This window comes from Caulobacter sp. 1776 (assembly GCF_040545685.1).
GTDB lineage: Bacteria > Pseudomonadota > Alphaproteobacteria > Caulobacterales > Caulobacteraceae > Caulobacter.
The window spans coordinates 16,048-33,041 of sequence record NZ_JBEPMI010000002.1 but is presented as its reverse complement, the minus strand read 5'-3'; the positions used below and the strand labels follow the sequence as shown (position 1 = coordinate 33,041).

General features: G+C 67.4%; 22 protein-coding genes and 1 pseudogene. 13 read left to right on the top strand and 10 right to left on the bottom strand.

Annotated elements, in window-relative coordinates; genetic code table 11:
• Nucleotides 1-5: 5 nt before the first annotated feature.
• A complete protein-coding gene (locus tag ABIC66_RS05560; protein WP_354068406.1) occupies nucleotides 6-530 on the bottom strand; it encodes a hypothetical protein in 525 nt (174 codons plus the stop codon).
• A 102-nt stretch (nucleotides 531-632) separates the two neighbouring features.
• Here ABIC66_RS05560 and ABIC66_RS05555 point away from each other — a divergent pair, with 102 nt between their 5' ends.
• Nucleotides 633-1,814 carry a low temperature requirement protein A gene (locus tag ABIC66_RS05555; protein WP_354068405.1) on the top strand — a complete coding sequence of 394 codons (1,182 nt, stop codon included), beginning with the start codon at nucleotides 633-635 and terminating at the stop codon, nucleotides 1,812-1,814.
• Here ABIC66_RS05555 and ABIC66_RS05550 read toward each other — a convergent pair.
• A complete protein-coding gene (locus ABIC66_RS05550) occupies nucleotides 1,795-1,923 on the bottom strand; it encodes a hypothetical protein (RefSeq protein WP_354068404.1) in 129 nt (42 codons plus the stop codon). The genes ABIC66_RS05555 and ABIC66_RS05550 overlap by 20 nt on opposite strands.
• 310 nt (nucleotides 1,924-2,233) lie before the next feature.
• Here ABIC66_RS05550 and ABIC66_RS24160 point away from each other — a divergent pair.
• Nucleotides 2,234-2,315, top strand: a pseudogene (locus ABIC66_RS24160) (hypothetical protein); the annotation flags it as partial.
• A gap of 691 nt (nucleotides 2,316-3,006) precedes the next feature.
• On the opposite strand, the gene ABIC66_RS05545 reads toward ABIC66_RS24160, so the two are convergent.
• On the bottom strand, nucleotides 3,007-5,442 hold the full coding sequence (locus ABIC66_RS05545; RefSeq protein WP_354068403.1) for an ATP-dependent helicase: 2,436 nt from the start codon (nucleotides 5,440-5,442) through the stop codon (nucleotides 3,007-3,009).
• A gap of 144 nt (nucleotides 5,443-5,586) precedes the next feature.
• On the opposite strand from ABIC66_RS05545, the gene ABIC66_RS05540 reads away from it, so the two are divergent.
• Together ABIC66_RS05540 and ABIC66_RS05535 are read left to right on the top strand one after the other, a co-directional pair.
• Complete coding sequence (locus ABIC66_RS05540) at nucleotides 5,587-5,793, top strand: flagellar basal body-associated FliL family protein (protein ID WP_354068402.1); 207 nt, start codon at nucleotides 5,587-5,589, stop codon at nucleotides 5,791-5,793.
• Nucleotides 5,794-5,801: 8 nt separating this feature from the next.
• Nucleotides 5,802-6,074: a hypothetical protein gene (locus tag ABIC66_RS05535; RefSeq protein ID WP_354068401.1), complete on the top strand. Its 273-nt coding sequence runs from the start codon at nucleotides 5,802-5,804 to the stop codon at nucleotides 6,072-6,074.
• 1 nt (nucleotide 6,075) lies between these two features.
• Here ABIC66_RS05535 and ABIC66_RS05530 read toward each other — a convergent pair whose 3' ends face one another.
• Genes ABIC66_RS05530 through ABIC66_RS05515 form a run of 4 tightly spaced genes read right to left on the bottom strand, consistent with a single transcriptional unit; the run spans nucleotide 6,076 to nucleotide 7,963 of the window.
• The gene (locus ABIC66_RS05530; protein ID WP_354069377.1) at nucleotides 6,076-6,285 is read right to left on the bottom strand and encodes a ribbon-helix-helix domain-containing protein; all 210 of its coding nucleotides are present in this window, start codon (nucleotides 6,283-6,285) and stop codon (nucleotides 6,076-6,078) included.
• A 3-nt stretch (nucleotides 6,286-6,288) separates the two neighbouring features.
• Nucleotides 6,289-6,465, bottom strand: a complete 177-nt coding sequence (locus tag ABIC66_RS05525) for a DUF4169 family protein (RefSeq protein WP_082539581.1) — start codon at nucleotides 6,463-6,465, stop codon at nucleotides 6,289-6,291.
• A gap of 14 nt (nucleotides 6,466-6,479) precedes the next feature.
• Complete coding sequence (locus tag ABIC66_RS05520) at nucleotides 6,480-7,382, bottom strand: DUF6807 family protein (protein ID WP_354068400.1); 903 nt, start codon at nucleotides 7,380-7,382, stop codon at nucleotides 6,480-6,482.
• Nucleotides 7,379-7,963: a glutathione S-transferase family protein gene (locus tag ABIC66_RS05515; protein ID WP_354068399.1), complete on the bottom strand. Its 585-nt coding sequence runs from the start codon at nucleotides 7,961-7,963 to the stop codon at nucleotides 7,379-7,381. Before ABIC66_RS05515 ends, ABIC66_RS05520 begins: the two co-directional genes overlap by 4 nt.
• 132 nt (nucleotides 7,964-8,095) lie before the next feature.
• Here ABIC66_RS05515 and ABIC66_RS05510 point away from each other — a divergent pair, with 132 nt between their 5' ends.
• Nucleotides 8,096-8,332: a DUF2171 domain-containing protein gene (locus tag ABIC66_RS05510; RefSeq protein WP_354068398.1), complete on the top strand. Its 237-nt coding sequence runs from the start codon at nucleotides 8,096-8,098 to the stop codon at nucleotides 8,330-8,332.
• Between the two features lie 117 nt (nucleotides 8,333-8,449).
• The gene (locus ABIC66_RS05505; RefSeq protein ID WP_354068397.1) at nucleotides 8,450-9,085 is read left to right on the top strand and encodes a glutathione S-transferase family protein; all 636 of its coding nucleotides are present in this window, start codon (nucleotides 8,450-8,452) and stop codon (nucleotides 9,083-9,085) included.
• Nucleotides 9,086-9,201: 116 nt separating this feature from the next.
• On the opposite strand, the gene ABIC66_RS05500 is transcribed toward ABIC66_RS05505, so the two are convergent.
• Nucleotides 9,202-9,786 (bottom strand): carboxymuconolactone decarboxylase family protein, encoded by a 585-nt coding sequence (locus ABIC66_RS05500; protein WP_354068396.1) that lies wholly within the window; start codon nucleotides 9,784-9,786, stop codon nucleotides 9,202-9,204.
• A gap of 146 nt (nucleotides 9,787-9,932) precedes the next feature.
• Here ABIC66_RS05500 and ABIC66_RS05495 point away from each other — a divergent pair, with 146 nt between their 5' ends.
• Nucleotides 9,933-10,385, top strand: a complete 453-nt coding sequence (locus ABIC66_RS05495) for a hypothetical protein (RefSeq protein ID WP_354068395.1) — start codon at nucleotides 9,933-9,935, stop codon at nucleotides 10,383-10,385.
• The gene (locus ABIC66_RS05490; protein WP_354068394.1) at nucleotides 10,378-10,584 is read left to right on the top strand and encodes a helix-turn-helix transcriptional regulator; all 207 of its coding nucleotides are present in this window, start codon (nucleotides 10,378-10,380) and stop codon (nucleotides 10,582-10,584) included. Before ABIC66_RS05495 ends, ABIC66_RS05490 begins: the two co-directional genes overlap by 8 nt.
• A gap of 61 nt (nucleotides 10,585-10,645) precedes the next feature.
• Here ABIC66_RS05490 and ABIC66_RS05485 read toward each other — a convergent pair whose 3' ends face one another.
• On the bottom strand, nucleotides 10,646-11,848 hold the full coding sequence (locus ABIC66_RS05485) for a pyridoxal phosphate-dependent aminotransferase (protein WP_354068393.1): 1,203 nt from the start codon (nucleotides 11,846-11,848) through the stop codon (nucleotides 10,646-10,648).
• A 275-nt stretch (nucleotides 11,849-12,123) separates the two neighbouring features.
• On the opposite strand from ABIC66_RS05485, the gene ABIC66_RS05480 reads away from it, so the two are divergent.
• Complete coding sequence (locus ABIC66_RS05480) at nucleotides 12,124-12,714, top strand: hypothetical protein (protein ID WP_354068392.1); 591 nt, start codon at nucleotides 12,124-12,126, stop codon at nucleotides 12,712-12,714.
• Between the two features lie 81 nt (nucleotides 12,715-12,795).
• On the opposite strand, the gene ABIC66_RS05475 is transcribed toward ABIC66_RS05480, so the two are convergent.
• Complete coding sequence (locus tag ABIC66_RS05475) at nucleotides 12,796-13,458, bottom strand: AAA family ATPase (protein WP_354068391.1); 663 nt, start codon at nucleotides 13,456-13,458, stop codon at nucleotides 12,796-12,798.
• Between the two features lie 229 nt (nucleotides 13,459-13,687).
• On the opposite strand from ABIC66_RS05475, the gene ABIC66_RS05470 reads away from it, so the two are divergent.
• The 4 genes from ABIC66_RS05470 (at nucleotide 13,688) to ABIC66_RS05455 (ending at nucleotide 16,971) form a co-directional block, all read left to right on the top strand.
• Nucleotides 13,688-14,398 (top strand): TVP38/TMEM64 family protein, encoded by a 711-nt coding sequence (locus tag ABIC66_RS05470; RefSeq protein ID WP_354068390.1) that lies wholly within the window; start codon nucleotides 13,688-13,690, stop codon nucleotides 14,396-14,398.
• Between the two features lie 195 nt (nucleotides 14,399-14,593).
• Complete coding sequence (locus ABIC66_RS05465) at nucleotides 14,594-14,650, top strand: hypothetical protein (protein ID WP_354069375.1); 57 nt, start codon at nucleotides 14,594-14,596, stop codon at nucleotides 14,648-14,650.
• Between the two features lie 84 nt (nucleotides 14,651-14,734).
• Nucleotides 14,735-16,321 carry a 2-isopropylmalate synthase gene (locus ABIC66_RS05460; RefSeq protein WP_354068389.1) on the top strand — a complete coding sequence of 529 codons (1,587 nt, stop codon included), beginning with the start codon at nucleotides 14,735-14,737 and terminating at the stop codon, nucleotides 16,319-16,321.
• A 155-nt stretch (nucleotides 16,322-16,476) separates the two neighbouring features.
• On the top strand, nucleotides 16,477-16,971 hold the full coding sequence (locus tag ABIC66_RS05455; RefSeq protein WP_354068388.1) for an O-methyltransferase: 495 nt from the start codon (nucleotides 16,477-16,479) through the stop codon (nucleotides 16,969-16,971).
• The last annotated feature ends 23 nt before the right edge of the window (nucleotides 16,972-16,994 follow it).

Sequence of the window (16,994 nt, the reverse complement as noted above, 5' to 3'; positions counted from 1 at the left end):
AGCCTTCAGCGCGTCGTCATGCCGGTCGCTGCCGCGTCGGCCAGCACCACCGGGGTTGTCTGCGCGGCGGCCAGCGGGGTGGAAGGCGGCGTGCGGTCCTCGGGCAGGGAGACGTCGAGGATATCGCCACGCTCCGACGCCCAATGCGGGCCGTCGGGATCGGGCGGCGTCGCCGCGGGACCATGCTGACCGGACTGATAGGGCGGGATGTCCGGCATCGGCGGGGCTTCGTAGGCGGGTTCCTCGTACGAAGCCATCTGGACCGGAGGCGGCTGGGTGGCCCGCAGGAAGTCGGTGCCGATCACATAGTCGGGGACCTTGCCGGCCGGCCACGCGATCGGTTCGGCCATGGCCTCGTAGGGCGTTTGGGCCGGTTCCATCTCGGGCGCGTACGGGCCGTCCTGCGGCCCGGTCTGCATGGCCAGGCCCGCCACGACGCCGATCGCGGCGCAGGTCGGCGCGCCATAGGCGATCGGCCGCGTGAGGGCGAAGGCCTTTAGCTGCGCAAAGAGATGTTCGAGCCGTTCCATGTTGGAGATAGCGCGCGACGGCGGCCTTTGGTTCGAAGCTTGGCGAAAGCCTCTCGCGAGACTCGCCGCCGCGCGGCTAGTTTCGGCGTCGAAGGGGACGCCATGACCGACCGCAAGCCGCTGCTACGCCAACGCAACGCCGACGAGCGCGCCCGCGTCACCTATGGCGAGCTGTTCTTCGACCTGGTGTTCGTGTTCGCGGTCACCCAGCTGTCGCACGCGGTCTTGGCCCACCCCGACGCCCTCGGGCTGTTGCACGCCGGCCTGCTGCTGCTGGCCGTCTGGTGGGCGTGGATCTTCACGGCCTGGGCGACCAACTGGCTGGACCCCGAGCGGCCGCCCGTGCGGATCATGCTGTTTTCGATGATGGCGGCCGCCCTGGTGCTGGCCGCGGCCATTCCGGACGCCTTCGGAGCGCGCGGCCTGGTCTTCGCGGCCGCCTATGTCTTCATCCAGGTCGGGCGCACCCTGTTTTTCGTGATCAGCGTCTGGCGCGAGCCGGCGCATCGCCAGAATTTCATCCGCATTCTGACCTGGCTGGCGTTTTCCGGGATCTTCTGGATCGTCGGCGCCTTCCAGCAGGGCGAGGCGCGCCTGCTGGTCTGGGCTTTCGCCATGGGGTTGGAATATGTCTCGCCGGCCCTTGGTTTCTGGACCCCGGGCCTGGGGCGGTCCAACGCCAACGACTGGGCGGTCGAGGGCGGACACCTGGCCGAGCGCTGCGCCCTGTTCACGATCATCGCCCTCGGGGAGTCGATCATCGTCACGGGCGCCACCTTCGCGGGGTTGCCCTGGAGCGCCGAGGTGATCGCCGCCTTCGCCAGCGCCCTGGTCTGCAGCATCGCCATGTGGTGGATCTATTTCTCGTCGACCGCCGAGGCGGCCAGCGAGGCGATCGCCCATTCGACCAATCCCGGGGCCATCGCCCGAGTGGCCTATACCTACAGCCACCTGCTGGTGGTCGCGGGGATCATCGTGGCGGCCGTCGGGGACGAGTGGGTGATCCACCATTCCTCGAACCACGCGGATTTCAAGACCGCCGCCGCCGTGATCGGCGGGCCGGCCCTGTTCCTGTTCGGGTCGCTGGTGTTCAAGCTGGCCGTGTTCGGCCGATGGTCGCACACGCGGATCGTCGGCCTGGCGCTGCTGGCGGCGATGGTTCCGATCGCCGGGCGCCTGAGCCTGCTGGCGCTGTCGGTGTTGACGACCGTGGCGCTGGTGGTGGTCGGGGCTTGGGAGACGGCGATCGTGGAAAGGCGCGCGGTCAGCCGATCTGTTCGATGACCATCTCGCGCAGCTCGGCGCGGGTGATGCCGGGCCAGGCCCAATCGGATGCGGCGGGACGCGGCGCCGGAGCGCGGGTGATCGGTTGGACGCGGGTAGGGGTATGCATGCGGGGCTCACGCTGAGGGGCGGCCGCGCGGATAACGTTGGTTTTCATGTAGTTCCAGACAGGGGCATGGCGTGTCGCCAACCCGTAGAAATCAAAGGGATGGAAAAATCCGCCCGAGCCGTCGAGGACGGCGAGAAACGGGCGATGGAGCGCCGGGTGCGTTCAACCGATCAGGCCGAAGGCGTTAGGCTGTTCTCCGGATAGCATATGGTTAGCCGTCTGTCGCGTTCAACCCCCGCGACACCGAGGCGCAGGTTGGATGCTCGTTCCCAAGCAATATTGGTCATTCCGCGCTTCATGCGTGGGACCCATGGTTCAGTTGACGCGTGAGAATTTCATCTGCTCCGCACTTGCGGCGGATGGATGGTCCCGCGCATGAAGCGCGGGATGACGAGATTTTGTGGGCAAGTACGGGGATTGAGCGCGCTCTATCCCCGGCGTTCGCGAGATAGAACTCCACGAAATCAACGACTTCTCACTTTTACGCGCCTCTGAATGATCCGCGTTCAAACCCGCCCCATACTCAGAGCTGTCCCCGTCGCGAGGGGAGGGCGCTTGGATCCGGCCCAAAGCGGCGATGGGGATAGGTTGAGCGGGGCCGCGTGGGCGCCGCCTCGGTTCGGGTGGTGGTCTGTTCGTGGATAGATCCGGGACCACACGAAGGCCGAGGGGTTAGCCGAGCGCGGAGCGACAGGGCGGTGATCGATCCAAAGCCGCCTATCGTGGATCGTCGGGGTCGAGACGGATGTAGCCGATCGACTGGGTCCACGCCCGTCCGGGGGTAACGGAGGCCCGAGCAGATAACGCTCACGCCCGCCGTCCTCACGGCAGAGAACAGCCTGGCGGAGCGGTCGTCCGAGCCGAAACGTAAAATCAAACTCACGGTCTCCGGGTTCGCCCGGCCGCTCCGTCGCCTCCCCACCACCTTCAGCGGTGAACCGCGTGAAGCCGATGTCCCTTGCCCCCACCGGGCCGCTTCGCGGCCGTCCGCCCCCGGAGGGAGCGGAGGAAACCGTCTTCCCCCTCCGGGGGAGGAGCGCCGCAGGCGCGGAGGGGACAATGCGGCAAACATCCGGCCGCCCCTCAAGCCTTCTCGACGAAGCTGTCGATGACCTTCTTCTCGCCGGCCTTGTCGAACGCCACCGTCAGCTTGTTGCCTTCGATGCCGGACACCTTGCCGTAGCCGAACTTGACGTGGAACACGCGGTCGCCGCGCGCGTAGGCGCTGTTCGACGGGGCCGAGATCGCGACCAGCCGGCCTTCGCCCTCGATCGGGGCCGAGCGGGCGGCCGAGCCGCTTCGGGCGGTGGTCGCGCCGCGCCACGCGGTCCCGCGCTCGCCGAAGCCGGCCGTGCGCTCTTGGGCCCGTTTCCAGCCGGGGCTGTCATAGCTGCCGGCCTGGAAGGCCGAGGTGCCCGGATCGTCCCAGCGCGAGGCGGCCGTCGACTGCATGCCGGGGCCGCCGCCGTAATAGCCAGTCTCCGACGCCGCATCGACGTGGGCGATCGGCAGTTCGTCGACGAAGCGGCTGGGCAGCTGGCTGGTCCAGCGGCCGTAGACCTGGCGATTGGCCACGAAGCTGATCAGGGCCTGTTCGCGGGCCCGGGTGATGCCGACATAGGCCAGGCGGCGCTCTTCCTCGAGGCCCTTCTCGCCCTTGTCGTCCATGCTGCGCTGGCTAGGGAACACGCCTTCCTCCCAGCCGGGCAGGAAGACCAGCGGGAACTCCAGGCCCTTGGCCGAGTGCAAGGTCATGATCCAGACGGCGTCGCCGGTGGCCTCGCGGTCCAGGTCCATGACCAGCGACACGTGCTCCAGATAGGCCTCCAGCGTGTCGAAGGCGCCCATCGACTGGACCAGTTCCTTCAGGTTCTCCAGCCGGGTCTGGCTGGTCGGGCCCTTGTCCAGGCGCAGGGCGTCGGTATAGCCGCTCTCCTCCAGCACCGTCTCCAGCAGGCGCTGGTGGTGGACGCTCCCGACCAGCCCGCGCCAGCGGTCCAGGTCGCGGATGAAGTTGCTGAGCGCCGTGCGCGTGCGGGCCGGCAGCTCGTCGCTGGCGATGATCTGGCGCGCCGCGTCGACGGTCGAAACGCCGCCCAGCCGGGCGATCTGCAGCAGTTTCTGGACGCTGGTGTCGCCGATGCCGCGCTTGGGCGTGTTGACGATGCGCTCGAACGCCAGGTCGTCGTCGGGCGACTGGATCAGGCGCAGATAGGCGTGGGCGTCGCGGATCTCGGCCCGTTCGAAGAAGCGCGGCCCGCCGACCACCTTGTAGGGGATCTGCAGCAGCACGAACCGCTCTTCGAAGGCCCGCATCTGGAACGAGGCGCGCACCAGAATGGCCATCTGATTGTACTTGCGGCCGGCCTTCCTGGCCCGCTCGATCTCGTCGGCGATCATCCGACTCTCGGCCTCGCCGTCCCAGACGCCGCTGACCCGGACCTTGTCGCCGCCGGTCGCCTCGGTCCACAGGGTCTTGCCCAGGCGGCCCTTGTTGGCGGTGATCAGGCCCGAGGCGGCGGCCAGGATGTGCTCGGTCGAGCGGTAGTTGCGTTCCAGCCGCACGACCTTGGCGCCGGCGAAGTCGCGTTCGAACCGCAGGATGTTGTCGACCTCGGCCCCACGCCAGCCGTAGATCGACTGGTCGTCGTCGCCGACGCAGCAGACGTTCTGCCGGCCCTGGGCCAGCAGACGCAGCCACAGGTATTGAGCGACGTTCGTGTCCTGGTATTCGTCGACCATCACGTACTTGAAGCGGCGCTGGAACTCTTCCAGCACGTCCGGATGGCCGGTGAAGATGCTGATATTGTGCAGCAGCAGGTCGCCGAAGTCGCAGGCGTTCAGGATGCGCAGACGCTCCTGATACTGGCGGTAGAGGCTAATCCCCTTGCCATTGGCGAACTCGCCGGCCTCGCTGGTCGGGACGCGGTCGGGCGTCCAGCCGCGGTTCTTCCAGCCGTCGATGATCTGCGAGAGAATCCGCGGGGTCCAGCGCTTGGCGTCGATGTTCTCGGCCTCGATCAGCTGCTTCAGCAGCCGCTCGTTGTCGTCGGTGTCGATGATCGTGTAGTTCGACTTCAGCCCGATCAGCTCGGCGTGGCGGCGCAGGATCTGGGCGGCCACCGAGTGGAAGGTGCCCAGCCAGCGCAGGCCCTCGGCCTCGGGGCCGATGATGTGGGTGATCCGCTCGCGCATCTCGCGCGCGGCCTTGTTGGTGAAGGTGACGGCCAGCAGCTCCCACGGCCGGGCGCGGCCGGTGGCCAGAATGTGGGCCAGGCGCGTGGTCAGCACCCGGGTCTTGCCGGTGCCGGCGCCGGCCAGGACCAGCAGCGGGCCCTCGGTCGTCTCGACCGCCTCGCGCTGCTCGGGGTTCAGGCCGTCCAGATAGTTCGGCAGGGCGCGGCTCGACGCCCCTTGGCCCACGGGCGGCTGCGGCCGGGCGAGGTCGGAGATGCGGGGAGCGGGGAGGTCGCCTGGGAAGTCGCCCGGGAAATCAGATGAGTCGGCGTCGGGATACATGGAACATATGTAGCACAAAGCGCGGCGAGCTTAAGCCCCAACCGGATCCGTCACGCGGCGCGGCAAGTGTCGGGAAAGGAACTTCCCGGCGCGCGTGTCGTTGATCCGCCATCACAAACAGAGCCGGCAGGCACGGAGACTCTCATGGCCGAAGGAACCAGCAGCGGCGGGGGCAACAGTGGCTTGGCGTTCATCGTGGGCGGCCTGGTGGTCATTGTCGCGGTGCTCGCCTTCTTCATGATGTCCGGCGGCTTCACGCAAAAGAAGAAGGTCGACGTGAACATCTCGGCCTCGGCGCCCAAGCTGCCCGATGCGCCGAAAGTCCCTGAAGCGCCCAAGGCCCCGGGTTGAGGTCGGCCATGAAGACCCTCGCGCACGACGGATCTCACGCCTCCGATCGCGGTAGCGCCCAAAAGAACGACGGCGGCGGCGTGTGGGCCGCTCTGCTGGTCGTGATCGTTCTCGCGGCGGCGGTCCTGGGCGCCTGGAAGCTGGGCGTCATGGCGGGCGACAAGGTGGATCTCCGCCAGCGCCTGACCGAGATGCCGGCGCTTCGCAGGACTCCGAACCCGCAACCCGCGCCGATCCCGCTTCAGCGCCGGCCGGGCGTGGAAGCCGAGGCGCGGCGGTAGGCTAGGGCCTGGCCCGCTCGAGGGCGAACACCCGGCAGGCGGACGCCAGCGGGCGCTCGCCGCGCGCGGAGTCGATGCGCTGAATCAGGCCGGCAAGGCTGGAGGCCTCGTCGGTCGCCGCGCGCTCCAGCGCCGCCCAGAACTCGGGCTCCAGGGCTAGGGAGGTCGCGTGGCCGGCGAGGTTCACCGACCGTTTCTTCAATCCAGCCAGAACTCAGTCCTCGCGTTTGGCGCCGTCCAGGTCGCGCTTCAGCTTGTCGGCGCGCGCGGCGTCGAGCGTCTTCTCGCCCTTGGTGCGGCCGAACTTGGCGCGGTTCTCGGCGGCGCGGGTCTTGTCGTCGGCCTTGGCCTTGGCCTTGCGGGCCTGGTTGAAGTTGACGATGTCGGCCATGGGGATCTCGGGTCTCAGGGCTTCTTCTTGGCGATGGGACGGATGACCAGCGTCTCCTGCAGGCGCAGCGCCTCGTCCTTCTTCAGCACCAGCGGGGCGCGGCCGGGGAAGACGCAGTTCTGCATCGAGCGGTCATTATACAGCATCCATCGAGTCACCGCCTGGCCATTGGCCTTGCAGGCCAGACCCACGGCCCAGGCGGGCGTGCTGTCGCCGGTCCAGGCGAAGCCCATATTGGCGCCCGCATCGATCGCCGCGCCGTTCGGAACGATGGCCTTGCCGCCCGACGAGAAGGTCAGATGCTCGGGGTCGACCAGACGGATCGAGAAGCCGCCAAACCCGCGGTCGTCCTCGCTGCCGCCCAGGCCGAGGCTGTCGACGCGAGAGGTGATGGTCGTGTCGAACTCGATCCGCCGCGCGCCGGCCTTTTGGGGGCGCACCGTGACCTTGGTGGTCTCGCGGGCGATATAGACCAGTTCCGGCCCGGAATTGACCATCCAGTCGACCTCGACCGTCAGGGTCCCGCCGCCTTCGGCGTCGCCCAGGAAGCGCTTTTCGCGGACGAAGTAGGTCAGGCCCTTCATGTACCAGCCGTCGGCGACGGTCTTGCCGCCGGTCTGGACCTTCATCCAGGCCCACCAGACGCCCCGCTGGTGCGGATGGTCGCCGGGCTTGTCCTCGGTCAGGGCCGCGCCGTCCGGAGCGTAGAGCTGACCGACATAGTTCGACCGACCGGGCTCGGCCGCGGCGTCCAGCGGCTTGGTGCGATAGACCAGCACCGTCTTGCCGGCCTCGGTCAGGGTCACGGCGTCGTCCGCGAACACCGCGTCGACGCGCTTGCCGATCGCGGGGTCGGCCAGGGCGGGCGCTGCGGTCGCCAGGAGCAGGGCGGCGGCGAGAAGGGCGCGAAGGCTCATGTGTCGTCCTTGGCGAAGGCCCGCGCCACGGCGGGGCGGGCGTTGGCGCGGGCCAGCCAGTCGTCATAGACCGCGTGGGGCGGCAGCATCTGGCGGGCGAACCGCAGAAGACTGATAAACAGGATATCGGCCGCCGAGAAGTCGTCGCCCAGCAGCCAGGGCGAGCTTTCCAGCGTGGTCCGCAGACGATCGTCCAGCGCCTGGTAGGTCTTCTTGTCGTCGTCATCCTGGCGTTGCTTCCACAGATTGACGACAGACGGCTCGAGGACGCCGGCATAATAGGCCAGCCACGACAGGTACGGCCCGCGCTTGGCGTCGCCGATGACCGGCCCGATGCCGGCGGCCGGGAACTTGTCGGTCAGATAGAGGGCGATGGCGGCGGACTCGGTGATCAACACCCCGTCGTCCAGCAGGGCCGGCACCTGGCCGTGCGGGTGCGGATTGGCCGGATCGCGAGCGCCGGTGTTGCTGACGGAGCGATAAATGTCGACCTTTCGGATCTCGTAGGGCGCGCCCAGTTCCTCCAGCAGCCACAGGAAGCGCGTCGAGCGCGAGCGCGGGGCGTGGAACAGGGTGAGCATGGCGGTCTCCGAACGAGTGAGAACACATCAAGAACAATCTGCCCGTGCATGGCAAGCTGAAACTTGGCCGCTGACGTGGCCGTTTGATGTCGCGAGGGACGTTCCGGTCCCGCTCAACCCAGGAGACGACAGATGATCGACCTCTCGCAGATCAAGGAACATCAGGAAGTGGTCGGCTCGGACGGCGGCCATGTCGGCCGGGTGGATCACATCGCCGGCGGCGAGATCGAACTGGCCAAGCTGGACCTGGGCGGCGGCTTCAAGCACCACCTGATCCCGCTGTCATGGGTGGAATATGTCGACGACGACAAGGTCCATCTGGCGCTGACCAAGGACGACGCCAAGGCCCAATGGCGCGAGAAGCATTAAAGCGCGCCACCCGGTTGATTTCGAAGGCCTCCGCCCGCGAGGGCGGGGGTCTTTCGCGCTGGCTTGACCATTCTGGAGAAGCAGTCGACACCCTCCGCATCAGCGCGGAGGGCCCTCATGTACACCCTTTATGGTTCGCCTAGCACGGCCGGCACGGCCATCCACTGGCTGCTGTTGGAGCTCGGCGTCCCATTCGATCTGAAGCTTCTCGACTTCGACAAGGGCGAGCACAAGACTCCGGACTATCTGGCGCTCAATCCCGACGGCGTCGTCCCGACCCTGATCGTCGACGGCGCGCCGATCACCCAGATGGCCGGCATCGCGACCCTGCTGGCCGAGCGCCATCCGGAGGCGGGCTTCGCTCCGGCGCTCGGCTCGATCGCGCGCGCCGAATATCTGAGTTGGACTCTCTGGCTGGCCAACAGCTTCCAGCCGCACTTCCGGGCTTGGTTCTATCCGCACGAACCCGCCGGGGAGTCGGCGCAGGAGGCCGCCAAGGCCGCCGCTCGCGTTAAGATCGAGGCCGGTCTGGCGAGGCTGGACGCGCACCTGGCTGGTCGCGACTACATGGTCGGCGACCGCTTCAGCACGGTCGACCTCTTGACCACGATCCTTTGCCGCTGGAGCCGCAACATGCCCAAGCCGGCGACGGAATGGCCGAACCTGAAGCGCTATCTGGATCGGATGCGCCAGCGCCCGGCGCTACGCGAGGTCCACGCCCGCGAAGGGCTCACGGACTGGATCGACGGCTAGAGCCTGTCCGTTTCTGATGGAAACATCAGAAACGGATAAACAGGCTCTATCTCAAACATTTAGAGCGTGGCGGGCGCTGAAACCGCTCACACTTTCGGCTGCCACGCTCCTAAAGCCTAGAAGCTCTTCAGGTCGGGATCGAGCGTCTGCCCTTCGTCCAGCTGGACGCCGAAGGTGTTCAGCAGCATCGTGACCTGGGTATACTGGCCGGCGGTGAAGACCACGTCCATCGCCTGCTTTTCGCTGAAGTGGGCGAGCAGGGCGGCCCAGGTCATGTTCGAAACGAACTGGTCGTGGTGCAGCTCGTCGCTCGCCCGGATCAGCGCCGCGTCGGCCGGGCTCCAGCCGGAGGCGTCAGGACCCTCTTTCAGTCGCTGGATCTCTTCGACCGTCAGACCGCAGCGCAGGCCGATGCCGGAATGCTGGGTCCATTCGTAGCCGCTGCGGCACAGGAAGCCGGTACGCAGGATGACGATCTCGCGCTCACGCGGCGGCAGGTCGTTATGCCTGGAGAGGATGTAGTTGCCCCAGGTCAGGAACGCCTTCAACGCCTTGGGCGCGTGGGCCATGACGCGGAAGATGTTCAGCACCGGGCCCGCCGGAATCACGCCGCCGCCGCCGAGCGGCGCGAGCGCCTCGGCCTGTTCGGCGGTGAGGGCGTCCGGCGACAGCGGGCGGATCCTGGGTTCGGACAATCTCACGCGCCTCTCCCTCGGTTGCTTCGGCATTTCGACCTGGGTCAAGTGACGCGTCAAACGAATGTTCGAGTCGATTGGGCGTGCGGCCTTGTCGCCATGTAACCTGTGAGTTACACGTAACCTTCAAGTTACATAAAGGGGGGAGCGCGATGAGCGAACTCAATCGGGTCGAGAAGGCCGAAAGGTTGTCGAAGCGGCGAGCGAGAGTCTTCGCGGTTCTGGCCGTGATGTTTCTGGGTCTGCAAACCATCTATCTGTCGAACGGCGCGCTGGTCGAAGCGTCGCGGATCAACCATTTGAAGATCGGCGCCTGGGCGGTGAACGCCCTGGCGCTGCTGGTTCTGCTGGCCACGGGCGGCAATCTGCTGCGCGGTCGCGATGTGCGGGGCCTATTGAACGACGAGTCCACCCAGGCGCACCGACGCCTGGCTCTGGTCTGGGGGTTCTGGGCGATGATGGCAATCGCGTTCGGCCTCTACATCGTCAGCCTGTTCGACCCGGTGACGACCCGCGAGGTCCTGCACGCGGTGATCACCTTTGGAGTGGCCGTTCCGATGCTGGTGTTTTCCTATCTGGAGCGGCGCGCTTACCGGGATGCATGAACGGCTGAACAACCGCCTGCGCGAGATCCGCACGGGGAGGGGGCTGACCCAGGCGGAACTGGCCGACCGCGCCGGGGTCTCGCGCAAGACGATCAACACGGTCGAGAACGGCGTCTTCGTGCCTTCGACCATCCTGGCGCTGACCTTGGCGCGGGTGCTGGGGACCAGCGTCGAGGATCTGTTTCAGCTGCCCGGCTAGATAAAGGAAAGGGGATCGGCGCGAACCGATCCCCTTCGTCGTTCCAGAGGCCTGAAACCGCCTACTTCACGCTGGCGCAGAAGCGCTGGATGCGTTGGCAGGCGTCTTCCAGCACGTCGCTGCTGGTCGCGTAGCTGATGCGGAAGAATGGCGAGAGGCCGAACGCCGCGCCGTGCACGACCGCCACGCCCTCGGCTTCCAGCAGTTCGCCGGCGAAATCCTCGTCGGTGGCGATGACCTTGCCCGACGGCGCGGTCTTGCCGATCAGGCCGGCGCACGAAGGATAGACGTAGAAGGCGCCTTCCGGGGTCGGGCAGTGCAGGCCGGCGGCCTGGTTCAGCATCGACACGACCAGGTCGCGGCGCTCCTGGAACAGCTTGGCGTTCGGCTTGATGAAGTCCTGCGGACCGTTCAGGGCTTCCAGCGCCGCCCACTGCGAGATCGAGCAGGGGTTGGAGGTCGTCTGGCTGATCATCTTGCCCATGGCCTTGATCAGCGCTTCGGGGCCGCCGGCGTAGCCGATGCGCCAGCCGGTCATCGAATAGCCCTTGGAGACGCCGTTCATCGTCAGGGTGCGGTCGTAGAGCTTGGGCTCGACCTGGGCGATGGTGGTGAACTCGAAGTCGTCGAACACCAGGTGCTCGTACATGTCGTCGGTCAGCACCCAGACCTGCGGGTGGCGCAGCAGCACGTCGGCGATGGCCTGCAACTCGGCGCGGGTATAGGCGCCGCCCGAGGGGTTGGACGGGCTGTTGATGATCAGCCACTTGGACTTGGGCGTGATCGCCGCTTCCAGGGCTTCCGGCGTGATCTTGAAGCCGTTCTCGGCGGTGGTCTCGACCGACACCGGCGTGCCGCCGGCCAGCAGGGTCATGTCGGGATAGGACACCCAGTACGGCGCGGGGATGATCACCTCGTCGCCCGGGTTCAGGGTGGCGACCAGGGCGTTGTAGATCACCGGCTTGCCGCCCGGGGCGACGTGGATCTGGGCTGGCTTGTAGTCCAGGCCGTTCTCGCGCTTGAACTTGGCGCAGATCGCCGCCTTCAGCTCGGGCATGCCGTCCGGGTCGGTATACTTGGTCTTGCCAGCCTTGATCGCGTCGATCGCGGCGTTCTTGATATTGTCCGGCGTGTCGAAGTCAGGCTCGCCCGCGGAAAGGGCGATCACGTCACGACCGGCGGCTTTCAGCGCGCGCGCCTTGGCGCTGATGGCGATGGTGGCCGACGGTGCGATGCGCCGCAGGGCGGCGGACTCGAGCGACATCTTGCAGGACTCCCCTGTGTTTGCATGGCCCTTCAAGCGGGCCGTTTCAGGATTGCGGCGGTCTTTACGCTCCCGTTCGCCGCGGCGCAACGCGGCCGGGGCCGTTTCGGGCATCGGTTGAGACATTTTGGCGACGCTTGTCCGGAGCGACATTCTTGCGCCCGGCGAGTCTCCGCGATACCGCTACCATTCGTAGGGTCGATCGCGGGAAACGCAGACGGTCCTCGGGGGAAACGCAAGGCCGCTCGAACGGCCACAAGGGGAGGGAAACCGCCATGAAGATGAAGATTCTCTACATCGCCCTGGCCATCGTGGCCTTGGCGCTGGGCGCGGCGTCGCCTGGGTTCGCCCGCCAAGCCGGCGATGGCGACATTCTACAGAAGGCGATCAACAAGCCCTCGGCCAACTGGGCGATCTATGGCGCGGGCCAGAAGAGCAGCCCGGTCAAGGACAAGGCCATCGCCGGCGGCGGAGCCATGAAGGTCGAGGTGCAAGCGGCCAGCGAGAAGCCCTGGGGTATCGGCGCCTCGCAGCCCATCGCGGGCAAGGTCGCCAAGGGCGACGTGCTGCTGGTCGCCTTTTGGGCCAAGGCCGAAAGCGTCGATGGCGGCGTGGCGGCGGCCGACATCTCCGCCGTGCGCGTGCAGCAGGCGGCCGCGCCCTACGACGCGGCGATGCAAGGCGGGCTTAGGGTGGAAGGCGAGTGGAAGATGTACACCGTGCCGGGCCGCGCCACGATCGATATCCCGGCCGGCGACGGCAGCGTCTCGCTTCATCTCGGAGCGGCCAAGCAGACCGTGCTGCTGGGGCCGGTGTTCGTTCTGGACTTCGGGCCGGACTACGACCTGCGCAAGCTGGCGCAATAGACTTACGCGGATCGCGCTTCGACGGTCCTGGCCAATGACGCGCGATCGCCTGGCGGGGCGAGGATCTTCATGCCGCGAGGTCTAGCCGGCGCGGGCGCGGATGTCCTCTTGGCCCAGCAGCATCGGGGCGATCAGGTCCCAGAGGCGCGCGATCTCCTCGGCGGCGGCCGAACCGGGCTCCCATTCGCAGACCGAACGTCCATGGGCGACCGACTGTTGGAAGGCCGTGCGGGCCCGCAGGCCGATCGGAGCCAGGGGCATGCCGGTGAAACGCAGGGCCTCGGCGGCCTTCAGCACGGCCGGCGGTTCGACGCCGTTGCGGCGCGACGGAGCCTGGCTCAGCACGATGAGGCCGTTCTTGCCCAGGCGACGTACGGCCTCGGCCGAGCGGACCACCGAGGCGATGTCCAGGAAGGTCGGACGGCAGACCAGCACGCAGAGGTCGGCGCTATTGATCGCCTGCAGGCCGTCGGCCTCGGGCGCGGCGGGCGTGTCGATGACCAGGGCGTCGTAGTCGCCATGCTGGGCCTGCACCTGGGTCGAGAACAGCTTGCCGGCGTTGATCTCGGCCAGCACCGGCCCGTCGCCGTTGCGGGCCCGCAGGGCGTCGGACGCCGAGCGTTGCGGATCGATGTCGGCCAACATGGTCTTCAGGCCCGAAAGGTGCGCGGTGATCGCCAGATTGACCGCGAGCGTCGTCTTGCCGGCGCCGCCCTTGCGGGAGATCACAGCCAGGGTCTTCACGATGCAACTCCATATCAGGCCAAGGTTTTCGGCCCTTGCAGCCTGTGGATAAGTAACGCTGTCATGTGAAGCTTCCGCAACCGAAATGTCGTGGCGGGCGAATCTTAACCTACCCGGATCGCGTTCCGGGGTTTCGGCCGGAAAAACGCCTGTTTCCGCTGCGTCTGTCCGCCCCGTGGTTTTTGACGGCGCCGCTTGACCCTGGACGGCGCTTGCGCGAGGAGGGCCGGTGATCCGCCGCATACTCGATTTCGTGACCAATATGGACGCCCGCGCCTGGCGCACGGTGGCGGTCTCGTTCGTCCTGTTCGGCGGGGTGGGCGTGGTCTTCCTGTTCGGCGCGCAGCTGCTGGGCGTCAACGGCGAGGCGGCGGTCGAGCACTGGCTGGGCGCGGCCAGCGGGCCGTGGGCCCTGCCGATGGCCGTGGCGGCCTTCGCGGTGATGGCCTTCCTGGGCGTGCCGCAGTTCGTGCTGATCGCCGCGGCGGTGGTCGCCTTCGGACCCTGGGCCGGCTTCGCCTACAGCTGGATCGGCACCCTGGTCTCGTCCCTGGTCGGCTTCTGGCTGGGCCGGGCCTATGGGGCGCGGATCCTGCGCGATTTCGCCGGCGAGGGCGTCAACAAGTTCATGCGGATGATCGGCCAGAACGGCTTCATGGCCAGCCTGATCGTGCGGCTGGTGCCCTCGGCGCCGTTCATCGTCGTCAACATGGCCGCCGGCGTGACGCCCATGCGCCTGCGCGACTTCGCCGCCGGCACCGCCATCGGCATCATTCCGAAGATCGCCCTGACCGCCTTCGCCGGCAATTCGATCGTCCAGGCCATGAAGGGAGGAGGCAAGCAGCATATCGTCGTGATCGCGCTGGCCGTGGTGATCTGGCTGGGCATGGGCCTGGCCAGCCGGGCCTGGCTCAAGCGTCGGGAGTCGGCCGACAGCTGAGCCAGCTCCAGCGGCTCGGGATGAAGCTCGAGGGGCGCCGCTGGCGGGATATTTTGACGCCCTTTCAACCATGTTCACGATCGCAACGCGCCTAAACCATGCCGCTGCGTGGAAGATCGTTGCGCCAGCTGCGGCGGATCGCGCGACCGGCGCAAATTGCTTGCTCGATTCTGGGGCGATGTGTAGAAAGTCTGCATGAACGTCGCGCGCGACCTGCTTTCGCTTCGGCTTATCAGCCCCTGGGCGCTCTAGGGGCCGCGCATCGTCGTGGCCGGGCGCACAGGGGATATTTGACCCGCAGCCCGCACGCAGACACCCCATTCGACGAGTACTTCCATGACCCCCTCCACTTCGGGCGTATCGCCCGCCGCTTTTGAAAAGCGCGACAACGTCGTCATTTTCGACACCACCATGCGTGACGGCGAGCAGTCGCCCGGCGCGTCGATGTCGCTGGAAGAGAAGCTGGAACTGGCCAAGATCCTCGAGGAGATGGGGGTCGACATCATCGAGGCCGGCTTCCCGATCGCTTCGAACGGCGACTTCGAGGCCGTCCGCGAAGTGGCCAAGATCGTCAAGAACTCGACCATCGCCGGCCTGTGCCGCGCCCACCAGGTCGACATCGACCGCTGCGCGGAGGCCCTGAAGCCGACGCAGCGCGGCCGGATCCATGTGGTGATCGCCACCTCCGACCTGCACATGAAGCACAAGCTCCAGATGGAGCCGGACGCCGTCATCGACGTGATCGCCCGCTCGGTCAGCCACGCCCGCAACCTACGCGACGACGTCGAGTGGTCGGCCGAGGACGCCACCCGCAGCGATCGCCAGTTCCTGCGCCGCGCCATCGAGACCGCCATCAAGGCCGGCGCGACGACGATCAACCTGCCCGACACGGTCGGCTACACCTATCCGTCGGAATACGCCGACCTGTTCAGCTGGATGGTCAATAACGTCGAGGGCGCCGATCGGGTGATCTTCTCGACCCACTGCCACAACGACCTGGGGCTGGCCGTGGCCAACAGCCTGGCCGGCGTGCAGGGCGGGGCCCGTCAGGTCGAGTGCGCCGTGAACGGTCTGGGCGAGCGCGCCGGCAACGCCGCGCTGGAAGAGATCGTCATGGCCCTGAAGGTGCGCGGCGATCGCCTGCCCTTCCAGACCGGCATCGACACCACCCACATCACCCGCGCCAGCCGCTATGTCTCGGCCATCACCGGCTTCCCGGTGCAGTACAACAAGGCCATCGTCGGCAAGAACGCCTTCGCACACGAGAGCGGCATCCACCAGGACGGCATGCTCAAGAACCGCGAGACCTACGAGATCATGACGCCGGAATCGGTGGGCCAAGCCCCGTCGAGCCTGGTCATGGGCAAGCACTCGGGCAGCCACGCCTTCCGCGCCAAGTTGAAGGACCTGGGCTACGAGCTGGGCGAGAACGCGCTTAAGGAAGCCTTCGGCCGCTTCAAGGACCTGGCCGACCGCAAGAAGCACGTCTACGACGACGACATCATCGCCCTGGTCGACGACGCCCTGGCGCGCGGCTCGGAGAAGATCCGCGTTTCGCACCTGCGCGTGGTCGCCGGCACCGAGGGACAGTCGGCCGAGCTGACGCTGGACGTCGACGGCGTCTCGAGCACGGCCGAGGCCACCGGCGACGGTCCGGTCGACGCGGTGTTCAACGCCATCCACAAGATCGTGCCGCACAGCGCCGCCCTGCGCCTGTTCCAGGTGCACGCGGTGACCGAGGGCACCGACGCCCAGGCCCAGGTCTCGGTGCGTCTGGAAGAGGATGGCCGCATCGCCACCGGCGCGGCCGCCGACACGGACACACTCACGGCCTCGGCGAAGGCGTATGTCAACGCCCTCAACAATCTCTTCGCCCGCAAGGAGAAGAGCCGGCCCGAGGCGGCGATCGCCAGCGGCTTCTAGGCCGTCGCGAACGTCCTGGCCTCGGCCTGGACCGACCCATCACCGACATCGCGTCGCTGATCCCGCCTGAACCGGCGGGACCAGCTTCGCGCGCCCTTCACCGGCCGCATTTGCGACGCCGAGCGACGCCGCGCGTCCGTGCGGCGGAGGAAACCATGATCTTCGGCGACAACACCCACGCCGCGCCGGCCGCCTGGAGCGCGATCCAGGCCCGCACGGCCGCGCTCGGCTTCGACATGCCTTCCGAGGCCAATACGGGCGCGCTGCTGCGTCTGCTGGCCGCGTCCAAACCCGGTGGAAGGATGCTGGAGCTGGGAACGGGCACGGGCCTCGCCACGGCCTGGCTGCTGGACGGCCTGGGCGCGGGCGCCAGCCTCGTCAGCGTCGATGTCGATCCGGTCCTCCAGGACGTCGCCCGCGAGCACTTGAAGGACCAACGCCTGCGCTTCGTGCTGGCCGACGGCGTCGACTATGTTCGCGGCCAGCCGCCCGGCTCGCTGGACCTGATCTTCGCCGACGCCTGGCCCGGTAAGTACGAGGCGCTGGACGAGACTCTGGCGCTGCTGAGCGGGGAGGTCTGTATGTGGTCGACGACATGCTGCTCCAACCCAACTGGCCGGAAGGCCACCAAGCGCGGGTCGACGATCTGACGGCGCGCCTGGGAAGCCATCCC

Bases quoted from the DNA above. Each gene is read 5' to 3' on its own strand.
- ABIC66_RS05560 (WP_354068406.1), bottom strand. From the start codon at position 530: ATGGAACGGCTCGAACATCTCTTTGCGCAGCTAAAGGCCTTCGCCCTC.
- ABIC66_RS05555 (WP_354068405.1), top strand. From the start codon at position 633: ATGACCGACCGCAAGCCGCTGCTACGCCAACGCAACGCCGACGAGCGC.
- ABIC66_RS05550 (WP_354068404.1), bottom strand. From the start codon at position 1,923: ATGCATACCCCTACCCGCGTCCAACCGATCACCCGCGCTCCGGCGCCG.
- ABIC66_RS05545 (WP_354068403.1), bottom strand. From the start codon at position 5,442: ATGTATCCCGACGCCGACTCATCTGATTTCCCGGGCGACTTCCCAGGC.
- ABIC66_RS05540 (WP_354068402.1), top strand. From the start codon at position 5,587: ATGGCCGAAGGAACCAGCAGCGGCGGGGGCAACAGTGGCTTGGCGTTC.
- ABIC66_RS05535 (WP_354068401.1), top strand. From the start codon at position 5,802: ATGAAGACCCTCGCGCACGACGGATCTCACGCCTCCGATCGCGGTAGC.
- ABIC66_RS05525 (WP_082539581.1), bottom strand. From the start codon at position 6,465: ATGGCCGACATCGTCAACTTCAACCAGGCCCGCAAGGCCAAGGCCAAG.
- ABIC66_RS05520 (WP_354068400.1), bottom strand. From the start codon at position 7,382: ATGAGCCTTCGCGCCCTTCTCGCCGCCGCCCTGCTCCTGGCGACCGCA.
- ABIC66_RS05515 (WP_354068399.1), bottom strand. From the start codon at position 7,963: ATGCTCACCCTGTTCCACGCCCCGCGCTCGCGCTCGACGCGCTTCCTG.
- ABIC66_RS05510 (WP_354068398.1), top strand. From the start codon at position 8,096: ATGATCGACCTCTCGCAGATCAAGGAACATCAGGAAGTGGTCGGCTCG.
- ABIC66_RS05505 (WP_354068397.1), top strand. From the start codon at position 8,450: ATGTACACCCTTTATGGTTCGCCTAGCACGGCCGGCACGGCCATCCAC.
- ABIC66_RS05495 (WP_354068395.1), top strand. From the start codon at position 9,933: ATGAGCGAACTCAATCGGGTCGAGAAGGCCGAAAGGTTGTCGAAGCGG.
- ABIC66_RS05490 (WP_354068394.1), top strand. From the start codon at position 10,378: ATGCATGAACGGCTGAACAACCGCCTGCGCGAGATCCGCACGGGGAGG.
- ABIC66_RS05485 (WP_354068393.1), bottom strand. From the start codon at position 11,848: ATGTCGCTCGAGTCCGCCGCCCTGCGGCGCATCGCACCGTCGGCCACC.
- ABIC66_RS05480 (WP_354068392.1), top strand. From the start codon at position 12,124: ATGAAGATGAAGATTCTCTACATCGCCCTGGCCATCGTGGCCTTGGCG.
- ABIC66_RS05460 (WP_354068389.1), top strand. From the start codon at position 14,735: ATGACCCCCTCCACTTCGGGCGTATCGCCCGCCGCTTTTGAAAAGCGC.
- ABIC66_RS05455 (WP_354068388.1), top strand. From the start codon at position 16,477: ATGATCTTCGGCGACAACACCCACGCCGCGCCGGCCGCCTGGAGCGCG.